The sequence below is a fragment of the Caulobacter sp. GW821-FHT11E10 genome, assembly GCF_058808375.1.
This window is the reverse complement of record NZ_JBXARP010000006.1, coordinates 213386-226296: the sequence shown is the minus strand read 5'-3', so window position 1 is coordinate 226296 and position 12911 is coordinate 213386. Positions and strand designations below refer to the sequence as shown.

Sequence of the window (12911 nt, the reverse complement as noted above, 5' to 3'; positions counted from 1 at the left end):
TTTATTCCAATCGCGGTATCTACGCCGCCCTTTGCAGTTATCGAGCCTTTGTCATGACCGCCCGTTGGACGCCCGCCACCTGGAGAGCGAAACCCGCCAAGCACATCCCGTCCGATTATCCGGACGCGAGCGCGGTGGAACGGGTCGAGCAGACGCTTCGCCAGATGCCGCCGCTGGTGTTCGCCGGCGAGGCGCGCCGCCTGAAGAGCCTGCTGGGTGAAGTCGCCGAAGGCCGAGCCTTCCTGCTGCAGGGGGGCGACTGCGCCGAGAGCTTCAAGGAATTCCACGCGGACAATATCCGCGACACCTTCCGCCTGATCCTGCAGATGGCGGTGGTGCTGACCTTCGCCGGCGGCAAGCCGGTGGTGAAGGTCGGCCGCATCGCCGGTCAGTTCGCCAAGCCGCGCTCGGAGCCGATCGAGACGATCGGCGACGTGACCCTGCCGTCGTATCGCGGCGACATCATCAACGGCATGGACTTCACCAACGACGAGCGACAGCCTGATCCGGACCGCCTGCTGAAGGCCTATGGCCAGTCGGCCGCGACCCTGAACCTGCTGCGCGCCTTCGCCAGCGGCGGCTATGCCGACCTCTACAACATCCACCGCTGGACCCTGGGCTTCGTGGGCGACAGCCCGCAGGGCGCGCGTTACCGCGAGCTGTCGGAAAAGATCAGCGAAGCCCTGACCTTCATGTCGGCCGTCGGCGTTACCCCCGACACCCAGCCCGACCTGCGCCGGGTGGAGTTCTTCACCAGCCACGAGGCCCTGCTGCTGGGCTTCGAGGAAGCCATGACCCGCGTCGATAGCACCTCGGGCGACTGGTACGACACCAGCGCCCACCTGCTGTGGATCGGCGAGCGCACCCGTCAGCTGGACGGCGCGCACATCGAGTTCATGAAGGGCGTGAAGAACCCGATCGGTTTGAAGTGTGGCCCGACCATGGAGGGCGACGACCTCCTGCGTCTGATCGACGTCCTGAACCCGAACAACGAGCCGGGCCGCCTGACGCTGTACGGCCGTTTCGGTTCGGACAAGATCGCCGACCGCCTGCCGCGCCTGATGAAGGCGACCAAGGCCGCCGGCCGCTCGGTCGTCTGGGCCACGGACCCGATGCACGGCAACACTCTGAAGGCTTCGACCGGCTACAAGACCCGTCCGTTCGACCGCATCCTGTCGGAAGTGAAAAGCTTCGTGGAGATCGCCCAGGCCGAGGGCGTCCATCCGGGCGGCGTCCACCTGGAAATGACCGGCCAGAACGTCACCGAATGCCTGGGCGGCGCCCGCGCGGTGTCGGAGACGGACCTCGCCGATCGCTATCACACCCATTGCGACCCGCGGCTGAACGGTGAACAGGCCCTGGAGCTGGCCTTCCTGGTGGCCGAGAAGCTGAAATCGGCCCGCGACGACCAGCGTCGTCTCGCCGGCTAGAGCCTGTCCATTTCGGATGTTCCATCCGAAATGGATAAAACAGGCTCGCCCTTCCAAAGTTAGAGCGTGGCGGGCGCCGAAACCGCTCACACTTTCGGCTGCCACGCTCGGCTAGGTTTGTCGCACGGCGAAACGTCGCTCTCTGGCGCGGGTTCGCCGGTCCGTATAGCGTCCTCTCCATGGGGAGGACGTGAATGGGCGCATCAGGCGTACAGCGTCGCACACTGATCGGGTCTTTGGCCGCCACGGCGCTCGCGCCGGCCGCCGCGTGGGGACAGCAGGCGCCGCCGCCGTCTCCGGATTCGCTCCGTTATCTCGACAAGGCCCGGCGCCTGACGGCCAAGACCATGGTCAATGGCCAGGGGCCGTTCGACTTCATGATCGACACCGGCGCCAACAGCTCGGTGATCGCCGCCGAGGTGGCCGACCAGCTGGGCCTGCCGCGCGGCCCCCGCAATGAGATGCACGGCATCGCGGGCGCCCAGAGCGTCGACACCGTGGTCGTGGATAGTCTCGTCGTCGGCCGACGCGCGCGCCAGCGGATGACCCTGTCCGTGCTGCCCCGCGCGAGCCTGAACGTCGACGGCATATTGGGGCTGGAGTGGCTGGGTCGCGCCAGCCTGCTGCTGGACTTCAAGCGACGGCGCATGACGGTCGGCGAGGGTCTGCCAGTGCTCGACCCCATGACTTTCGTGGTCAAGGCGCGCGTCCAAAAGAGCGGCCTGACCCTGATCGACGCCTTCATGCCCAGTCGGCGGATCATCGCCTTCGTCGACAGCGGTTCGACCACCACGGTCGGCAACCTGGCCTTCCTGCAGGAGGCTCAGGCGCGCAACTCGCTGGTCGGTCCGATCACCGACACCGAATTGCGCAGCGTGACGGGACAGGTGTTGTCCGGCCGGCTGGTGACCATGAGCAGCCTCACCCTGGGCAAGGTCATCTTGCGCCGCGTGCCGATGGTGATCGGTCCGATCCACACCTTCGACTTCTGGGGCATGCATGCCGAGCCCGCCATCCTGATCGGCTCCGACATCCTCCAGAATTTCGAGAGCGTCGCCATGGACATGAAGGCCGGCGAAGTCCGCTTCAAGGTTTCCGGGTCTTCCTGGAGCGGTGTCGACTGATCGAACCCCGTAAGGTTTGCGTTGCAACACTCGGCGTCTTGACCGGCTGGGCGGGGCTCTCCAATGGTTGTTTCAAGGGAGAGCCGAATGCGTTTGCGTCAGAAGATTAAGCGGGAAATTCGTTTCCTGAAGGGCCTGACCCGGACGCTCAAGCGCGTGAAGTCCATTGCTCCCGACAGCCCCAACCTGATCTGCGACGACCTCGAGGCCGCCGTCGACAAGTGGCGTGATCGCCCGGCGATCACCTTCGAGGGGAGGACAGTCAGCTACGCCGAGCTGGACGCCATCGCCAACCGCTATGCCCACTGGGCCAAGGGGCTTGGACTGACGCGCGGCCAGACCGTGGCGCTGTTCATGCCGAACCGCCTGGAATACCTGGCTATCTGGTACGGCCTGACCAAGGTCGGGGTGTCCACCGCCTTGATCAACAACCAGCTGACCGGCGCGGCGCTGGCGCATTGCCTGAACATCTCCCAGGCCATGCACTGCATCGTCGACGCCGAGACCTCGCCCTGTTTCGAGGACGTGAAGGGCCAGCTGGATCGCCACATGAACCAGTGGGTGCTGGGGCCGGTCCAAGGCGAGCAGCGCGATCTGGTCAAGGCGCTGAAGAGCTGCAGCCAGCTGCGCCCCGACCGCGAGACGGCCCGCGACGGCATCACCGCCAAGGAAACGGCGCTCTACATCTTCACCAGCGGCACCACGGGCCTGCCCAAGGCCGCGCGCATCACCCACATGCGCGCCCAGCTCTACATGCGCGGCTTCGCCGGTTCGACCGGCGCCAATTTGAGCGACCGCATCTACGTCACCCTGCCGCTGTACCACGCCACCGGCGGCCTCTGCGCCCTGGGCGCGGCGCTGCTGAACGGCGGCTCGGTCCTGCTGCGCAAGAAGTTCTCCGCGACCCATTTCTGGCCGGACGTCGTGAACGAGAACTGCACGATGTTCGTCTATATCGGCGAGCTGTGCCGCTACCTCGCCAACCAGCCCGAGCACGAGCTGGAACGCGCCCACAAGCTCCGCCTGATCTTCGGCAACGGCCTGCGCCCCGACGTCTGGAACGACATGATCGACCGCTTCAAGGTCGGCGAGGTGCTGGAGTTCTATGGCGCCACCGAAGGCAACGTCTCGCTGTTCAACTTCGACGGCAAGCGCGGCGCGATCGGCCGGCTCCCGAGCTATCTGAAGAAGAAATTCAACATCCGGATCGTCAAGTTCGACGTCGAGAACGAGACGCCGGTGCGCGGCGTCAACGGCAACTGCATCGAGGTCGCGCCGGGCGAGGTCGGCGAGTGCATCGGACACATCGGCAGCGACGCACGCTCGAACTACACCGGCTACGCCGACAAGGCCGCCACCGAGAAGAAGGTGCTGCACGACGTCTTCCAGAAGGGCGACGCCTGGTTCCGCACCGGCGACCTGATGAAGGTCGACCACGACGGCTACATCTATTTCGTCGACCGCATCGGCGACACCTTCCGCTGGAAGGGCGAGAACGTCGCCACGTCCGAGGTCGCCGAGCGCCTGGCCGGCTTCGAGGGCGTCCAGGAGATCAACGTCTACGGCGTCAAGGTCGGCGACCTGGATGGCAAGGCCGGCATGGCCGCCCTGGTCACCGAGGGCGAGTTCGACATGGCCGCCTTCGGCAAGCACGTCGACGAGCACCTGCCCAGCTATGCGCGCCCGCTGTTCGTGCGCCTGCAGAAGGCGATCGAGACCACCGGCACGTTCAAGTACCGCAAGATCGACCTGGTCACCGACGGCTTCGACCCGACCAAGACCAAGGATCCGCTGTACTTCCGCGATCCGGCCAAGGGCTATGTGAAGATCACCAAGGCCGTGTACGCCAAGATCGAGGCGGGCGGTTTCAAGCTCTAGCGCTTGATGGGCGATCACGCCCCGTAGATGCACAAATTCCTCGTCATCCCGGAAGCCTCGCAGAGGCTATCCGGGACCCAGGGGGCCGGCGCGGTGCGGTGGCCCCTAGGTCCCGGCTCTTCGCTTCGCTACGGCCAGGATGACGGGAAGGGGGAGCTCGACTGGGTTCCGTTTCTGACGCTTTGCTCTCCGCGCTTTACGTCGCAAAGTGACGCGGCTCCCGACGGAGGATTCGCCGTGACCGAAGACGTCAAAGCCATTCGCGACGACCTGGCCTTCCTGCGCGCCCTGGCCGAGGACGGTCGGCGCACGCCCCTGCTGGGCGGATCGCTGCTGGCGGCGGCCGGGGCCTGCTACGGCCTGGCCAGCCTGGTGCAATGGCTGATCCTGGCGAGGATCGTCGCCGTGCCGCCCGTGTCGGTCTTCGGCGTGTGGGCGGTGGCGGGGGCCGTGCATCTGACCCTTCAGGCGATGCTGGTCCGTCGTCTGGCGGGCAAGCCGGGCATGAGCTCTCACACCAACCGCGCCAGCCGCGACGTCTGGACGGCGGTGGGCGTGGGCTGCTTTGTCCTGATGACCGCCGTCGCCGTGGCCAGCTGGAAGGCCCGCACCGGCCTGCTGATCGGCTTCGCGCCCTCGATCATCCTGGTGCTGTACGGCGCGGCCTGGTGGGTGGCGGCGTCGGTGTCGAAGCTGGCCTGGATCCGCGCGGTGGCGCTGGCCTCATTCGCCGCGGCGATCGCCATGGGGCTGCTGATCGGCTCCACCACGGTCTGGCTGGCCTATGCCGCGGCCCTGTTCCTGCTGGCCTTCGTCCCGGGCCTGGCGCTGATGCGCCAGGAGCCTTCGGGCGGCTGAGAGGACTGGCGTGGACGCGTTCGAGATCGATCGTCTGGACGAGGTGATCCACGGCCGCGTGCGGCTGGGCGTCATGGCCTATCTGACCAGCGCGGGCGGCGCCGACTTCAACACCCTGAAGGCCAAGCTGTACCTGACCGACGGCAACCTGTCGGTCCACCTGCGCAAGCTGGAGGAGGCCGGCTATGTGGCGATCGCCAAGAGCTTCGTCGGCCGCAAGCCCCTGACCCAGGTGACGCTCACCGAGGCGGGACGCGAGGCCTTCGCCGCCTATCTCGACGCCATCGCCAAGCTGGTCGAGGGGCGGCCGTGAAGTCCTGATCCGCCCCGCGAGCGGCGAAGGCCTTCCGTCACGTCATGTTGCAGTGCGATTGAACCCTCGCGGGTTCGTGGCTATATGGCGGACCTGACTTGCGGGCCCTGTGTGTGGCGGTCCGGAATATCCTCTCTAATTCAAAGGGATAGATTTCCCCGCCATGATGCTCACCATGCTGAAGGCCAAGCTGCACCGCGCCACGGTGACCCAGGCCGACCTCGACTATGAGGGTTCGATCGCCATCGACCGCGACCTGCTGGACGCCTCGGGCATCCTGCCGAACGAGCAGGTCGACGTGCTGAACATCACCAACGGCGCGCGCTTCACCACCTACGCCATCGAGGCCCCGCGCGGCTCGAAGGTCATCGGCGTCAATGGCGCCGCCGCCCGCCTGGTGCAGAAGAACGACCTGGTGATCGTCGTCACCTATTGCCAGATGCCGGCCGAGGAGGCGCGCAACTACGCCCCGACCGTGGTGTTGCTGGACGAAGGCAACCTGATCAAGAAGGCGGCCTGATGACGCCGCGCCCGTGGATGCGGCAAGGCGCGCTCGTCGTTCTCGCCGCGGCTGGCCTGTCGGCCTGCGCCCCGAAGCTGCCCTCGGATATCGATGAAAGCACGCTGACCCAGGCGGTCGGGCGCTCGATCGGTTCGCCCTCGACCTGCGTGGTGATCGCCAACGCCGACGGCAAGCTGATCTGGCGCGGCGGGGGCTATGTCACCTGCGCGCGCACCCTGCCCAATTGCGAGGGCGGCGAGACGACGGCCGAGGCGCTGCTGAAAGCCAATCTGGGCAAGCCGGCCCGCTTCGTCAGCTGTCCTAGCCCGGCCGCCGCGGCCAACACCGTGGGCTGGGCGATCGGTCCGGTGCCGACCGGCGAAGGCAAGCCGGCCCGCAACCTGACCTATGTGGCGGTCATGGAGGGCGATCGAGCCCTGCCGGGTCTCGAGATCAAGGATCGGGTCGAGCGGGCCTTCAAGAAGGCCGGCTTCTAGCCGTGAAAATCAAAGCCGCCGCCGGACGTCCCGGCGGCGGCTTTTTCGTTCCAGTCTCAGCCTACTTGGCGGCTTCGTAGACGGCGCTGACGTCCACCCGGACCTTCAGCTCGCCGGCGGCGATGTTGGTCGCGTCCGACATTTCGCGCTTGGCCATGGCGTACATCGGCATCGGGGGCGGAGCGGGGGCGTAGCCGCCGCCTTCGCTCAGATTGACCAGGCGCACGGCCTTGTAGCCCGTGGCGCGGCCATAGAGCTCGGCCTTGGCCTGCAGGGCCTTCACCGCTTCCAGGCGCGCGGCGTCCTCGGCAGCCCGCGGATCGGCGAGGCCGAAGCTGACACCGTTGACCGTGTTGGCGCCGGCATTGACCGTCGCGTCGACCGCCTGGCCCAGCTTGGTCAGGTCCCGCACCGTGATCGTCACCTGGTTCGAGGCCTGGTAGCCGGTCAGCCGGGGCGGCTGGTTCTGCTCGTAGACGTACTGGGCGTTGATGCTCAGGTTCGAGGTCTGGATGTCGCGCTCGGCGATGCCGGCCTTTTTCAGGGCGGCCATCACCAGGTTCATGCGTTCGCCATTGGCCCTGAGGGCGGCGGCGGCGGTGGTCGCCTCGGTCTGGACGCCCAGATTGATGGTGGCGATGTCCGGGGCGACGTGGGTTTCGCCATAGGCCGACAGGTTGAAGGTCGTGGCCTTGAACGCGGCGTCGGCGCTCGTCTGGGCCAGGGCCGGGGCGGCCGCGCCCATCAGCAGCGCGCCGCCGATCAAGGCGGGCAGGGCGTAGGCGGTCAGGGCGCGAGCGGGGCGGCGAGCGGTGTTGGTCATGTACTTTTCTCCAGGACCGTTCGGGGCAGGGGGAAGCGTCCCGAACAGTTAGGGCTCCCTGGTGACAGGTCCAACCTGAACCGGAGCTTTAAGCCGCGTTCGGCTCATGCTAATCCGCCGACGCACCGCACGCTCTCGTGTTCGCGCGGGCCTGTAGCTCAATGGTTAGAGCCGACCGCTCATAACGGTCTGGTTGGGGGTTCGAGTCCCTCCAGGCCTACCACTCCCTCACATCGTGACGACTCTCGCGCAGCGTCTTTTCGTTTGCGCTCAGCACAAAATCAACTGCCGCCTCGATATTTGTGCCAAATGCAAAAATTTCTCTACGTCAGACTCGGACGCATGCGCCGCCGCGACCGATCGACTCACGCGAAGGAGGCGTGCAGAGTGGAGACGTTGAAGGCGGAGGTTGTCGTGTTTTCGGTGACGCGTTTCTGCGTGCAGGCCTTCGGGAGGCGGGGCGGAGCGCTCATGCCGACCGAGGTCAAGGAGTGCTATTTCGAGGAGGATGCGCGGCGCGAAATGGAGATTCTGGCCCGCCGATCCTCGGGCGTGGCTCTATATCGCGTGTGCGGCGAGCCCCTGTCCGGACTCTGGGAAAAGCCACGACTGATCGAGCGGCAGGGCGAAATCCTGGCGCTGGAATGAGTCGATATTATCCTACCTTTTTAAGGGTTTGCCCGATTTCAACCAACTGGAGGCGCTGTACGGGTTGCAGTTGGTCCCAGATCGACCAGATGGCCTCCGAGGCGCCCGGGTCGCGCATGATCAGGTCGGCCGGCTCGCAGCGATAGATGGTCGCCAGGGCTTCCAGCAGATCTTGGGAGTAACCGGTCTCACCGCGCTCGACCCGCGAGAGTTGGGCTAGCGAATAGGGATAACCAACCTCCAGCTCCAGGCGTTCGACGGCCTGCTCCAGGTTCATGTCGCGATGCTTGCGCCAGGCGCGGATGAAGGTCTTCGCGCGCCGCTGCGCCTTGGCCTGCCGGTCGGGTGTCATGCAAATCCCGTAGTGGAAGCGAAGGTGGAATGTCTGGTCATTAAACACAAAATTTGCTTGCCATGCAAATTTGTATTTGGTACAAATTGGATATTCGGAAAGTTGCGCCCGGCGACGCGAGCCCAGCGACCTTCCGCCAGATCCCCCTCCCATCGGCCCTAGCCGCAGGAAGCTCAGATGATTCCGCTCCACGCGACCGGTCCCGCCGGTCATGCGCCTGTTCACGCCGGTATGCCGGCTCCTATGCCGACCTATGTCGCGCGTCGCACCGAGGCCGATCGCCGGCCGCCGCGCGCGGTGCTGACCGCGTTGCTGATGGGTGATCCGCGCCCTGATCGCTATGCGCTTTCCGAGCGGATCCGCACCCGTCTCTGCGGTGCGGCGCCGGAAGAGCCTGTCGTGGCCCCCAAGGTTCTGGCCGTGCTGGAGGCCTTGGCCGACGGTCCCCTGACCCTGGCGGATCTGGCCGACGAGATGGCCGTCAGTCTGTCGGCCGGCAGCGACCGCGCCCAGGCCGCCCGCCAGATCGGCCTCGTGGAGCGTCTGGGCGGACGGCCCTGTCGAGTGGGCCTGACCGCCGCCGGCCGAAGCGTTCTGGCGGAGCAGGGCGGGTGACAGGCCTGCAGGACGAGGTCGCCGAAGGCGCCATCGACCAAGCCGTTCGCGCCTGTGGACCACGCAAGCCGATGCTGTGCGCGATCATCCGCGCCGCCGGCCGCCTGCTGGCCGAGAGCGAAGGCCATGATTTCGTTTCCCAGGTCTGCGCCGGCGAGGCTCGCCGTCATGCCCTGGCCCAGAACCGACGCGGCGTCCGGCTCGGACGCTGAAGCCATTGCGATACAGAAGAAGGGGACCGTCATTTCCATCCAAGTCATCCGCCCCGAAGGGCTGACCTCGACCGAGATCCGTGATCTGGCGCGCGCCGACCGCGCGGCGGCCCTGGCGATCAGTCCCGCCGCCCGCCAAGCCGCGCGCGAAGCCGTGCTGCGTATCGCCGGCGCCCAGCTGGCGCGCACCGAGGCCGCTAGTGTGGGGCAAGGCCTGGTCGAGACCCTGGCCCTGGCCCGCGCTCGCGGGGAGACGGTCGAGACCGATGGCGGCCCGCTGCGGATTTCCAGCCGCGACGGTTTGCGGAGCCTGCGCCAGGCCGGCCACATCACCGACGCCCACTACGCCGTCGGCCTGCTGTATCGCGCGGGTTTCGAGGCGCGGGGCCGCGATCTGGGCGCAGGAGGTCTCGAGCGCCGAGGCGGCGGGCACGACAATGACCGCTTCGTGGCCGGTCGGCTGAGGCGCGCCCGCATGCTGGATTTCGTGGCCCGCGCCGACCGCGCGGTGGCCATGTCGCTGACCGACAAGCCCATGGCCCTTCGACTGCTCCGCTCGGTGGCGGGCGAGGGGACCAGCCTGTCGGTCTGGGGCTCAGGGCGGGCCTTCGAGCGTAATAGGCAAGTCTTGGTCGAGGGTCTCGATGTTCTTGTGGCTCTGGCCAAACAGATCGCGCGCGATCGTCAAAACAAGAACATTTAGAGAACAAATATCTTGATCGACCGGAAGGTAGATGGTTTAATGATTTCATTCTCGGAGATGCGCCTTCAGCGGTGATTTCGACCTCCGAAGACTTTGAAATAGCAATCCGCACACTTTGAACCCTCGCGAATAGCCTGCGGGCCGTTCGACTCGCGAACCCGTCCTTCGCCGAAGGACGGGTTCATCGTCTCGCCCCTTATCCAGAGACCTCCCGACATGACCCTCGTCCCCGACGATGGGAGCCGCATGGCTTCCGCGACCCGTCCGCGCGTCTTGACCTCGGCGGCCCGCCGATGAGCGTGCTGAAGATCCGCGCGGCGCTGGAAACGGCGCTGGCCGCGATGACCCCCGCCCTCGACACGGCCTGGGAGAACGCGACCTACACGCCGAGCTCGGGCACGCCCTACCAGCGCGTGTCGATGCTGTTCGCCGAGCCGGCCAACACCGAGTACGGCGGCGGCTTCCAGCAGGGCGGGATGTTCGTCGTCGCGCTTTGCTACCCGCAGGGCGAGGGCGCGACCGACGCGGCCGCTCGGATCGAGCTGCTGCGCGCCACCTTCCCTCGCGGCGCGGCCTTCACGGCCGACGACCTGACCACCACGGTCGCCCGCACCCCCATCATCCTGGCCGCGATCCTGGAGGGCGACCGCTACGTCGTGCCCGTCCAGGTCCCGTTCCTGGCCACGGTCACCAGCTGACGGCGGTTTCCGCCCGAAGGGACGAGCCCTGGGCCTCGTCCGACTTTCACCCATCCCGATAACTTCTCAGGAGAAGACCCCATGGCAGTCGCCCAGGGCATCAACAAGAAGACCGTCTACAAGAAGCAGACCGGCCTCGGCGCTCCCGCCGCCGGCGCCGGCGGCCAGATCGTCCGCCGCACCAGCTCGGTGTTCCAAGCCCCGCCGGACACCTTCGAGAGCAACGAGATCGTCAGCCACCAGCAGTCCACGGGCGTCGGCATGGGCGTGGTCAAGCCGTCCGGCAAGATCGACAGCCTGCTGTCGCCGGGCAGCTATTCGGCCCTGCTGGGCTCGCTGCTGCGCAAGGACATGGCCGCCGGTGTCTCGGCGACCGGCGCCTCGATCACCATCGCCGCCTCGGGCCAGAACTGGACGCTGACCCGCGCCGCCGGTTCGTACCTGACCGACGGCTTCAAGGTCGGCGACGTGGTGCGCCTGACGGCGGGTACGTTCAACGTCGCCAACAGCCAGAAGAACCTGCTGGTCGTCGCCCTGACGGCCACGGTCGCCACGGTGAAGGTGGTCAACGGCTCGGCCATGGTCGCCGAAGGTCCGATCGCCAGCGCCACGATCGCCGTCGCCGGCAAGAAGTCGCTGGTCCCGACCAGCGGCCACACCAACGACTACTACACCTTCGAGGAGTGGTATCCGGACCTGGGTCGCTCGGAAACCTACGCCGACCAGCAGATCGGCCAGGCCGCGCTGAACCTGCCGGCCACCGGCAACGCCACGATCAGCCTGGACAGCGTCGGCCGCACCCGCACCCTGGGCGCCGCCCAGGTGCTGACCTCGCCGACCGCCGAGACCGCCACCGACATCCTGACGGCGGTCAACGGCGTGATCCTGGTCAACGGCGCGCCGGTCGCCAACGTCACCGGCGCCCAGGTGACCATCAACGGCAACACGGCCCATAGCGACGCCGTGGTGGGCTCGAACGTGGTCGACGACATCCAGCGCGGCCGCGTGGCCGTATCGGGCTCGTTCACGGCCAAGTTCGACGGCGTGACCCTGCAGACGATCTTCGAAGGCCGCTCGACCACCTCGCTGGTGCTGGCGGTGACCGAGGACGCCACGGCCAACGCCGACTTCGTGGTCATCAACCTGCCGATGATCAAGCTGACCGGCGACACCCCCGACGACGGCGAGAAGGCGGTGATCCGGACCTATCCGTTCACGGCCCAGATCAACGGCGCCGGCGGCGCGGCCCTGGCCACCGACCAGACCATCCTCGCCATCCAGGACAGCGCGGCCTAGCCGCCCGCCGTCCTTCACCGCCTCCCGATTTCCCTCAACTCAACGGCCGGGTCGCGCCCGGCCGTCCTTTTCCAAGGACCGACCCATGACCAAGACCTCGATCGACACCCTGTTCGACCTCAACGACCTCGACGCCGTCGCCGCCGGTGATAGCGCCTTCGAGATCGAGTATCTGCGCGCCGACGGCTCCGGCTCCGGCGTCTTCCTGTTCGTGCTGGGCAGCCAGTCCGAGAAGGTGCAGTCCGAGGTCAACCGCCTCGTCAACGACCGCCGCAAGAAGCAGGCCCTGGCCGCCTCGGTCACCTCGCGCAACAACACCCAGGCCGAGGCCTTCACCCCGATCGAGGACGACATCGCCTTCGGCCACCGCCTGACCGCCGTCCGCCTGGTCGGCTGGCGCGGCATCAAGCAGGAGTGGTCGGCCGAGAACGCCTACCGCCTGGTCAGCCGCAATTCCGAGATCGCCGAACAGATCACCACGGCGTCGAACAACCTCGGAAATTTTATGCCGACGAAGTCCGCGGCCTGATCGCCTTCGGCCGCGAGCAGTTCGAGCTCGCGGTCCGACAGGACGACGGCGAACCGCTGAGGACCCACCTCGAAAGCCTGGCCCGACAGGGCGAGGCCGAGGCGACCTGGCGGCTCGCCCACCCGCCGCCGCTGTCGCCGCACGTGGTCCACCTGTGGAGCTGGTACGCCGACCTCAGCCAGACCCGCCAGAGCGGCGGGTTCGGCCCGTCGCGCCTCTCGCGCCTGGAGATCCAGGCCTGGGAGCGCGACGAGGGCGTGCGGCTGAAGCCGTGGGAGCGCCGGGCGATCATGGCCCTCGACGCCGAACACCTTCTGACGATGACGGCCCCCGACAAGGGCGGCTGACCACCTCCGGGCCGTTGCTCTCATAACCGAGAGCGCGGCCCGCACTTTTTGGGGAGAGCCGTTGTGGCTGACAAGGATCTAAGTGA

The 12911-nt window shown here is 67.0% G+C and carries 17 protein-coding genes and 1 tRNA gene; 16 read left to right on the top strand and 2 right to left on the bottom strand.

The window, feature by feature from the left end; genetic code table 11:
• The first annotated feature begins 53 nt into the window (after nt 1-53).
• The 7 genes from AC1RRV_RS14290 to AC1RRV_RS14260 all read left to right on the top strand — a co-directional run bounded on the left by AC1RRV_RS14290 (nt 54) and on the right by AC1RRV_RS14260 (nt 6602).
• A complete protein-coding gene (locus AC1RRV_RS14290) occupies nt 54-1430 on the top strand; it encodes a class II 3-deoxy-7-phosphoheptulonate synthase (RefSeq protein ID WP_492860319.1) in 1377 nt (458 codons plus the stop codon).
• A gap of 194 nt (nt 1431-1624) precedes the next feature.
• Complete coding sequence (locus tag AC1RRV_RS14285; RefSeq protein WP_492860318.1) at nt 1625-2554, top strand: aspartyl protease family protein; 930 nt, start codon at nt 1625-1627, stop codon at nt 2552-2554.
• Between the two features lie 87 nt (nt 2555-2641).
• Nucleotides 2642-4432: a long-chain-acyl-CoA synthetase gene (locus tag AC1RRV_RS14280; RefSeq protein WP_492860317.1), complete on the top strand. Its 1791-nt coding sequence runs from the start codon at nt 2642-2644 to the stop codon at nt 4430-4432.
• 237 nt (nt 4433-4669) lie between these two features.
• Nucleotides 4670-5290 (top strand): hypothetical protein, encoded by a 621-nt coding sequence (locus AC1RRV_RS14275; protein ID WP_492860316.1) that lies wholly within the window; start codon nt 4670-4672, stop codon nt 5288-5290.
• A gap of 10 nt (nt 5291-5300) precedes the next feature.
• Nucleotides 5301-5603: a winged helix-turn-helix domain-containing protein gene (locus tag AC1RRV_RS14270; RefSeq protein WP_492860315.1), complete on the top strand. Its 303-nt coding sequence runs from the start codon at nt 5301-5303 to the stop codon at nt 5601-5603.
• 163 nt (nt 5604-5766) lie between these two features.
• Entirely contained in the window at nt 5767-6123 is a 357-nt protein-coding gene (gene panD, locus AC1RRV_RS14265; protein WP_492860314.1) for an aspartate 1-decarboxylase, read from the top strand.
• Nucleotides 6123-6602, top strand: coding sequence for a hypothetical protein (locus AC1RRV_RS14260; RefSeq protein ID WP_492860313.1), 480 nt, complete (start codon nt 6123-6125; stop codon nt 6600-6602). Before panD ends, AC1RRV_RS14260 begins: the two co-directional genes overlap by 1 nt.
• Before the next feature lie 61 nt (nt 6603-6663).
• Here the strand turns inward: AC1RRV_RS14260 and AC1RRV_RS14255 are convergent, their stop codons facing one another.
• Nucleotides 6664-7425, bottom strand: coding sequence for an SIMPL domain-containing protein (locus AC1RRV_RS14255; protein WP_492860311.1), 762 nt, complete (start codon nt 7423-7425; stop codon nt 6664-6666).
• Nucleotides 7426-7572: 147 nt separating this feature from the next.
• Between AC1RRV_RS14255 and AC1RRV_RS14250 the strand changes: the two genes are divergently transcribed.
• Together AC1RRV_RS14250 and AC1RRV_RS14245 are read left to right on the top strand one after the other, a co-directional pair.
• Nucleotides 7573-7648: transfer RNA gene (locus AC1RRV_RS14250), tRNA-Ile, on the top strand.
• A gap of 164 nt (nt 7649-7812) precedes the next feature.
• Nucleotides 7813-8073, top strand: a complete 261-nt coding sequence (locus AC1RRV_RS14245) for a hypothetical protein (RefSeq protein ID WP_492860310.1) — start codon at nt 7813-7815, stop codon at nt 8071-8073.
• A gap of 7 nt (nt 8074-8080) precedes the next feature.
• Here the strand turns inward: AC1RRV_RS14245 and AC1RRV_RS14240 are convergent, their stop codons facing one another.
• On the bottom strand, nt 8081-8425 hold the full coding sequence (locus AC1RRV_RS14240) for a helix-turn-helix domain-containing protein (protein ID WP_492860309.1): 345 nt from the start codon (nt 8423-8425) through the stop codon (nt 8081-8083).
• 177 nt (nt 8426-8602) lie between these two features.
• Between AC1RRV_RS14240 and AC1RRV_RS14235 the strand changes: the two genes are divergently transcribed.
• From AC1RRV_RS14235 to AC1RRV_RS14205, 7 genes are all read left to right on the top strand, one after another.
• Nucleotides 8603-9040, top strand: coding sequence for a hypothetical protein (locus AC1RRV_RS14235; protein ID WP_492860308.1), 438 nt, complete (start codon nt 8603-8605; stop codon nt 9038-9040).
• The gene (locus AC1RRV_RS14230; RefSeq protein ID WP_492860307.1) at nt 9037-9252 is read left to right on the top strand and encodes a hypothetical protein; all 216 of its coding nucleotides are present in this window, start codon (nt 9037-9039) and stop codon (nt 9250-9252) included. Before AC1RRV_RS14235 ends, AC1RRV_RS14230 begins: the two co-directional genes overlap by 4 nt.
• Complete coding sequence (locus AC1RRV_RS14225) at nt 9209-9955, top strand: hypothetical protein (protein ID WP_492860306.1); 747 nt, start codon at nt 9209-9211, stop codon at nt 9953-9955. The genes AC1RRV_RS14230 and AC1RRV_RS14225 overlap by 44 nt, the downstream gene beginning before the upstream one ends.
• 293 nt (nt 9956-10248) lie before the next feature.
• The gene (locus AC1RRV_RS14220; RefSeq protein WP_492860305.1) at nt 10249-10653 is read left to right on the top strand and encodes a phage tail terminator-like protein; all 405 of its coding nucleotides are present in this window, start codon (nt 10249-10251) and stop codon (nt 10651-10653) included.
• Between the two features lie 81 nt (nt 10654-10734).
• Nucleotides 10735-11949: a phage tail tube protein gene (locus tag AC1RRV_RS14215; protein WP_492860304.1), complete on the top strand. Its 1215-nt coding sequence runs from the start codon at nt 10735-10737 to the stop codon at nt 11947-11949.
• Between the two features lie 85 nt (nt 11950-12034).
• On the top strand, nt 12035-12478 hold the full coding sequence (locus tag AC1RRV_RS14210; RefSeq protein ID WP_492860303.1) for a hypothetical protein: 444 nt from the start codon (nt 12035-12037) through the stop codon (nt 12476-12478).
• Complete coding sequence (locus tag AC1RRV_RS14205; RefSeq protein WP_492860302.1) at nt 12364-12825, top strand: phage tail assembly chaperone; 462 nt, start codon at nt 12364-12366, stop codon at nt 12823-12825. Before AC1RRV_RS14210 ends, AC1RRV_RS14205 begins: the two co-directional genes overlap by 115 nt.
• The last annotated feature ends 86 nt before the right edge of the window (nt 12826-12911 follow it).

Bases quoted from the DNA above. Each gene is read 5' to 3' on its own strand.
- AC1RRV_RS14290 (WP_492860319.1), top strand. From the start codon at position 54: ATGACCGCCCGTTGGACGCCCGCCACCTGGAGAGCGAAACCCGCCAAG.
- AC1RRV_RS14285 (WP_492860318.1), top strand. From the start codon at position 1,625: ATGGGCGCATCAGGCGTACAGCGTCGCACACTGATCGGGTCTTTGGCC.
- AC1RRV_RS14280 (WP_492860317.1), top strand. From the start codon at position 2,642: ATGCGTTTGCGTCAGAAGATTAAGCGGGAAATTCGTTTCCTGAAGGGC.
- panD (WP_492860314.1), top strand. From the start codon at position 5,767: ATGATGCTCACCATGCTGAAGGCCAAGCTGCACCGCGCCACGGTGACC.
- AC1RRV_RS14260 (WP_492860313.1), top strand. From the start codon at position 6,123: ATGACGCCGCGCCCGTGGATGCGGCAAGGCGCGCTCGTCGTTCTCGCC.
- AC1RRV_RS14255 (WP_492860311.1), bottom strand. From the start codon at position 7,425: ATGACCAACACCGCTCGCCGCCCCGCTCGCGCCCTGACCGCCTACGCC.
- AC1RRV_RS14240 (WP_492860309.1), bottom strand. From the start codon at position 8,425: ATGACACCCGACCGGCAGGCCAAGGCGCAGCGGCGCGCGAAGACCTTC.
- AC1RRV_RS14235 (WP_492860308.1), top strand. From the start codon at position 8,603: ATGATTCCGCTCCACGCGACCGGTCCCGCCGGTCATGCGCCTGTTCAC.
- AC1RRV_RS14225 (WP_492860306.1), top strand. From the start codon at position 9,209: ATGCCCTGGCCCAGAACCGACGCGGCGTCCGGCTCGGACGCTGAAGCC.
- AC1RRV_RS14220 (WP_492860305.1), top strand. From the start codon at position 10,249: ATGAGCGTGCTGAAGATCCGCGCGGCGCTGGAAACGGCGCTGGCCGCG.
- AC1RRV_RS14215 (WP_492860304.1), top strand. From the start codon at position 10,735: ATGGCAGTCGCCCAGGGCATCAACAAGAAGACCGTCTACAAGAAGCAG.
- AC1RRV_RS14210 (WP_492860303.1), top strand. From the start codon at position 12,035: ATGACCAAGACCTCGATCGACACCCTGTTCGACCTCAACGACCTCGAC.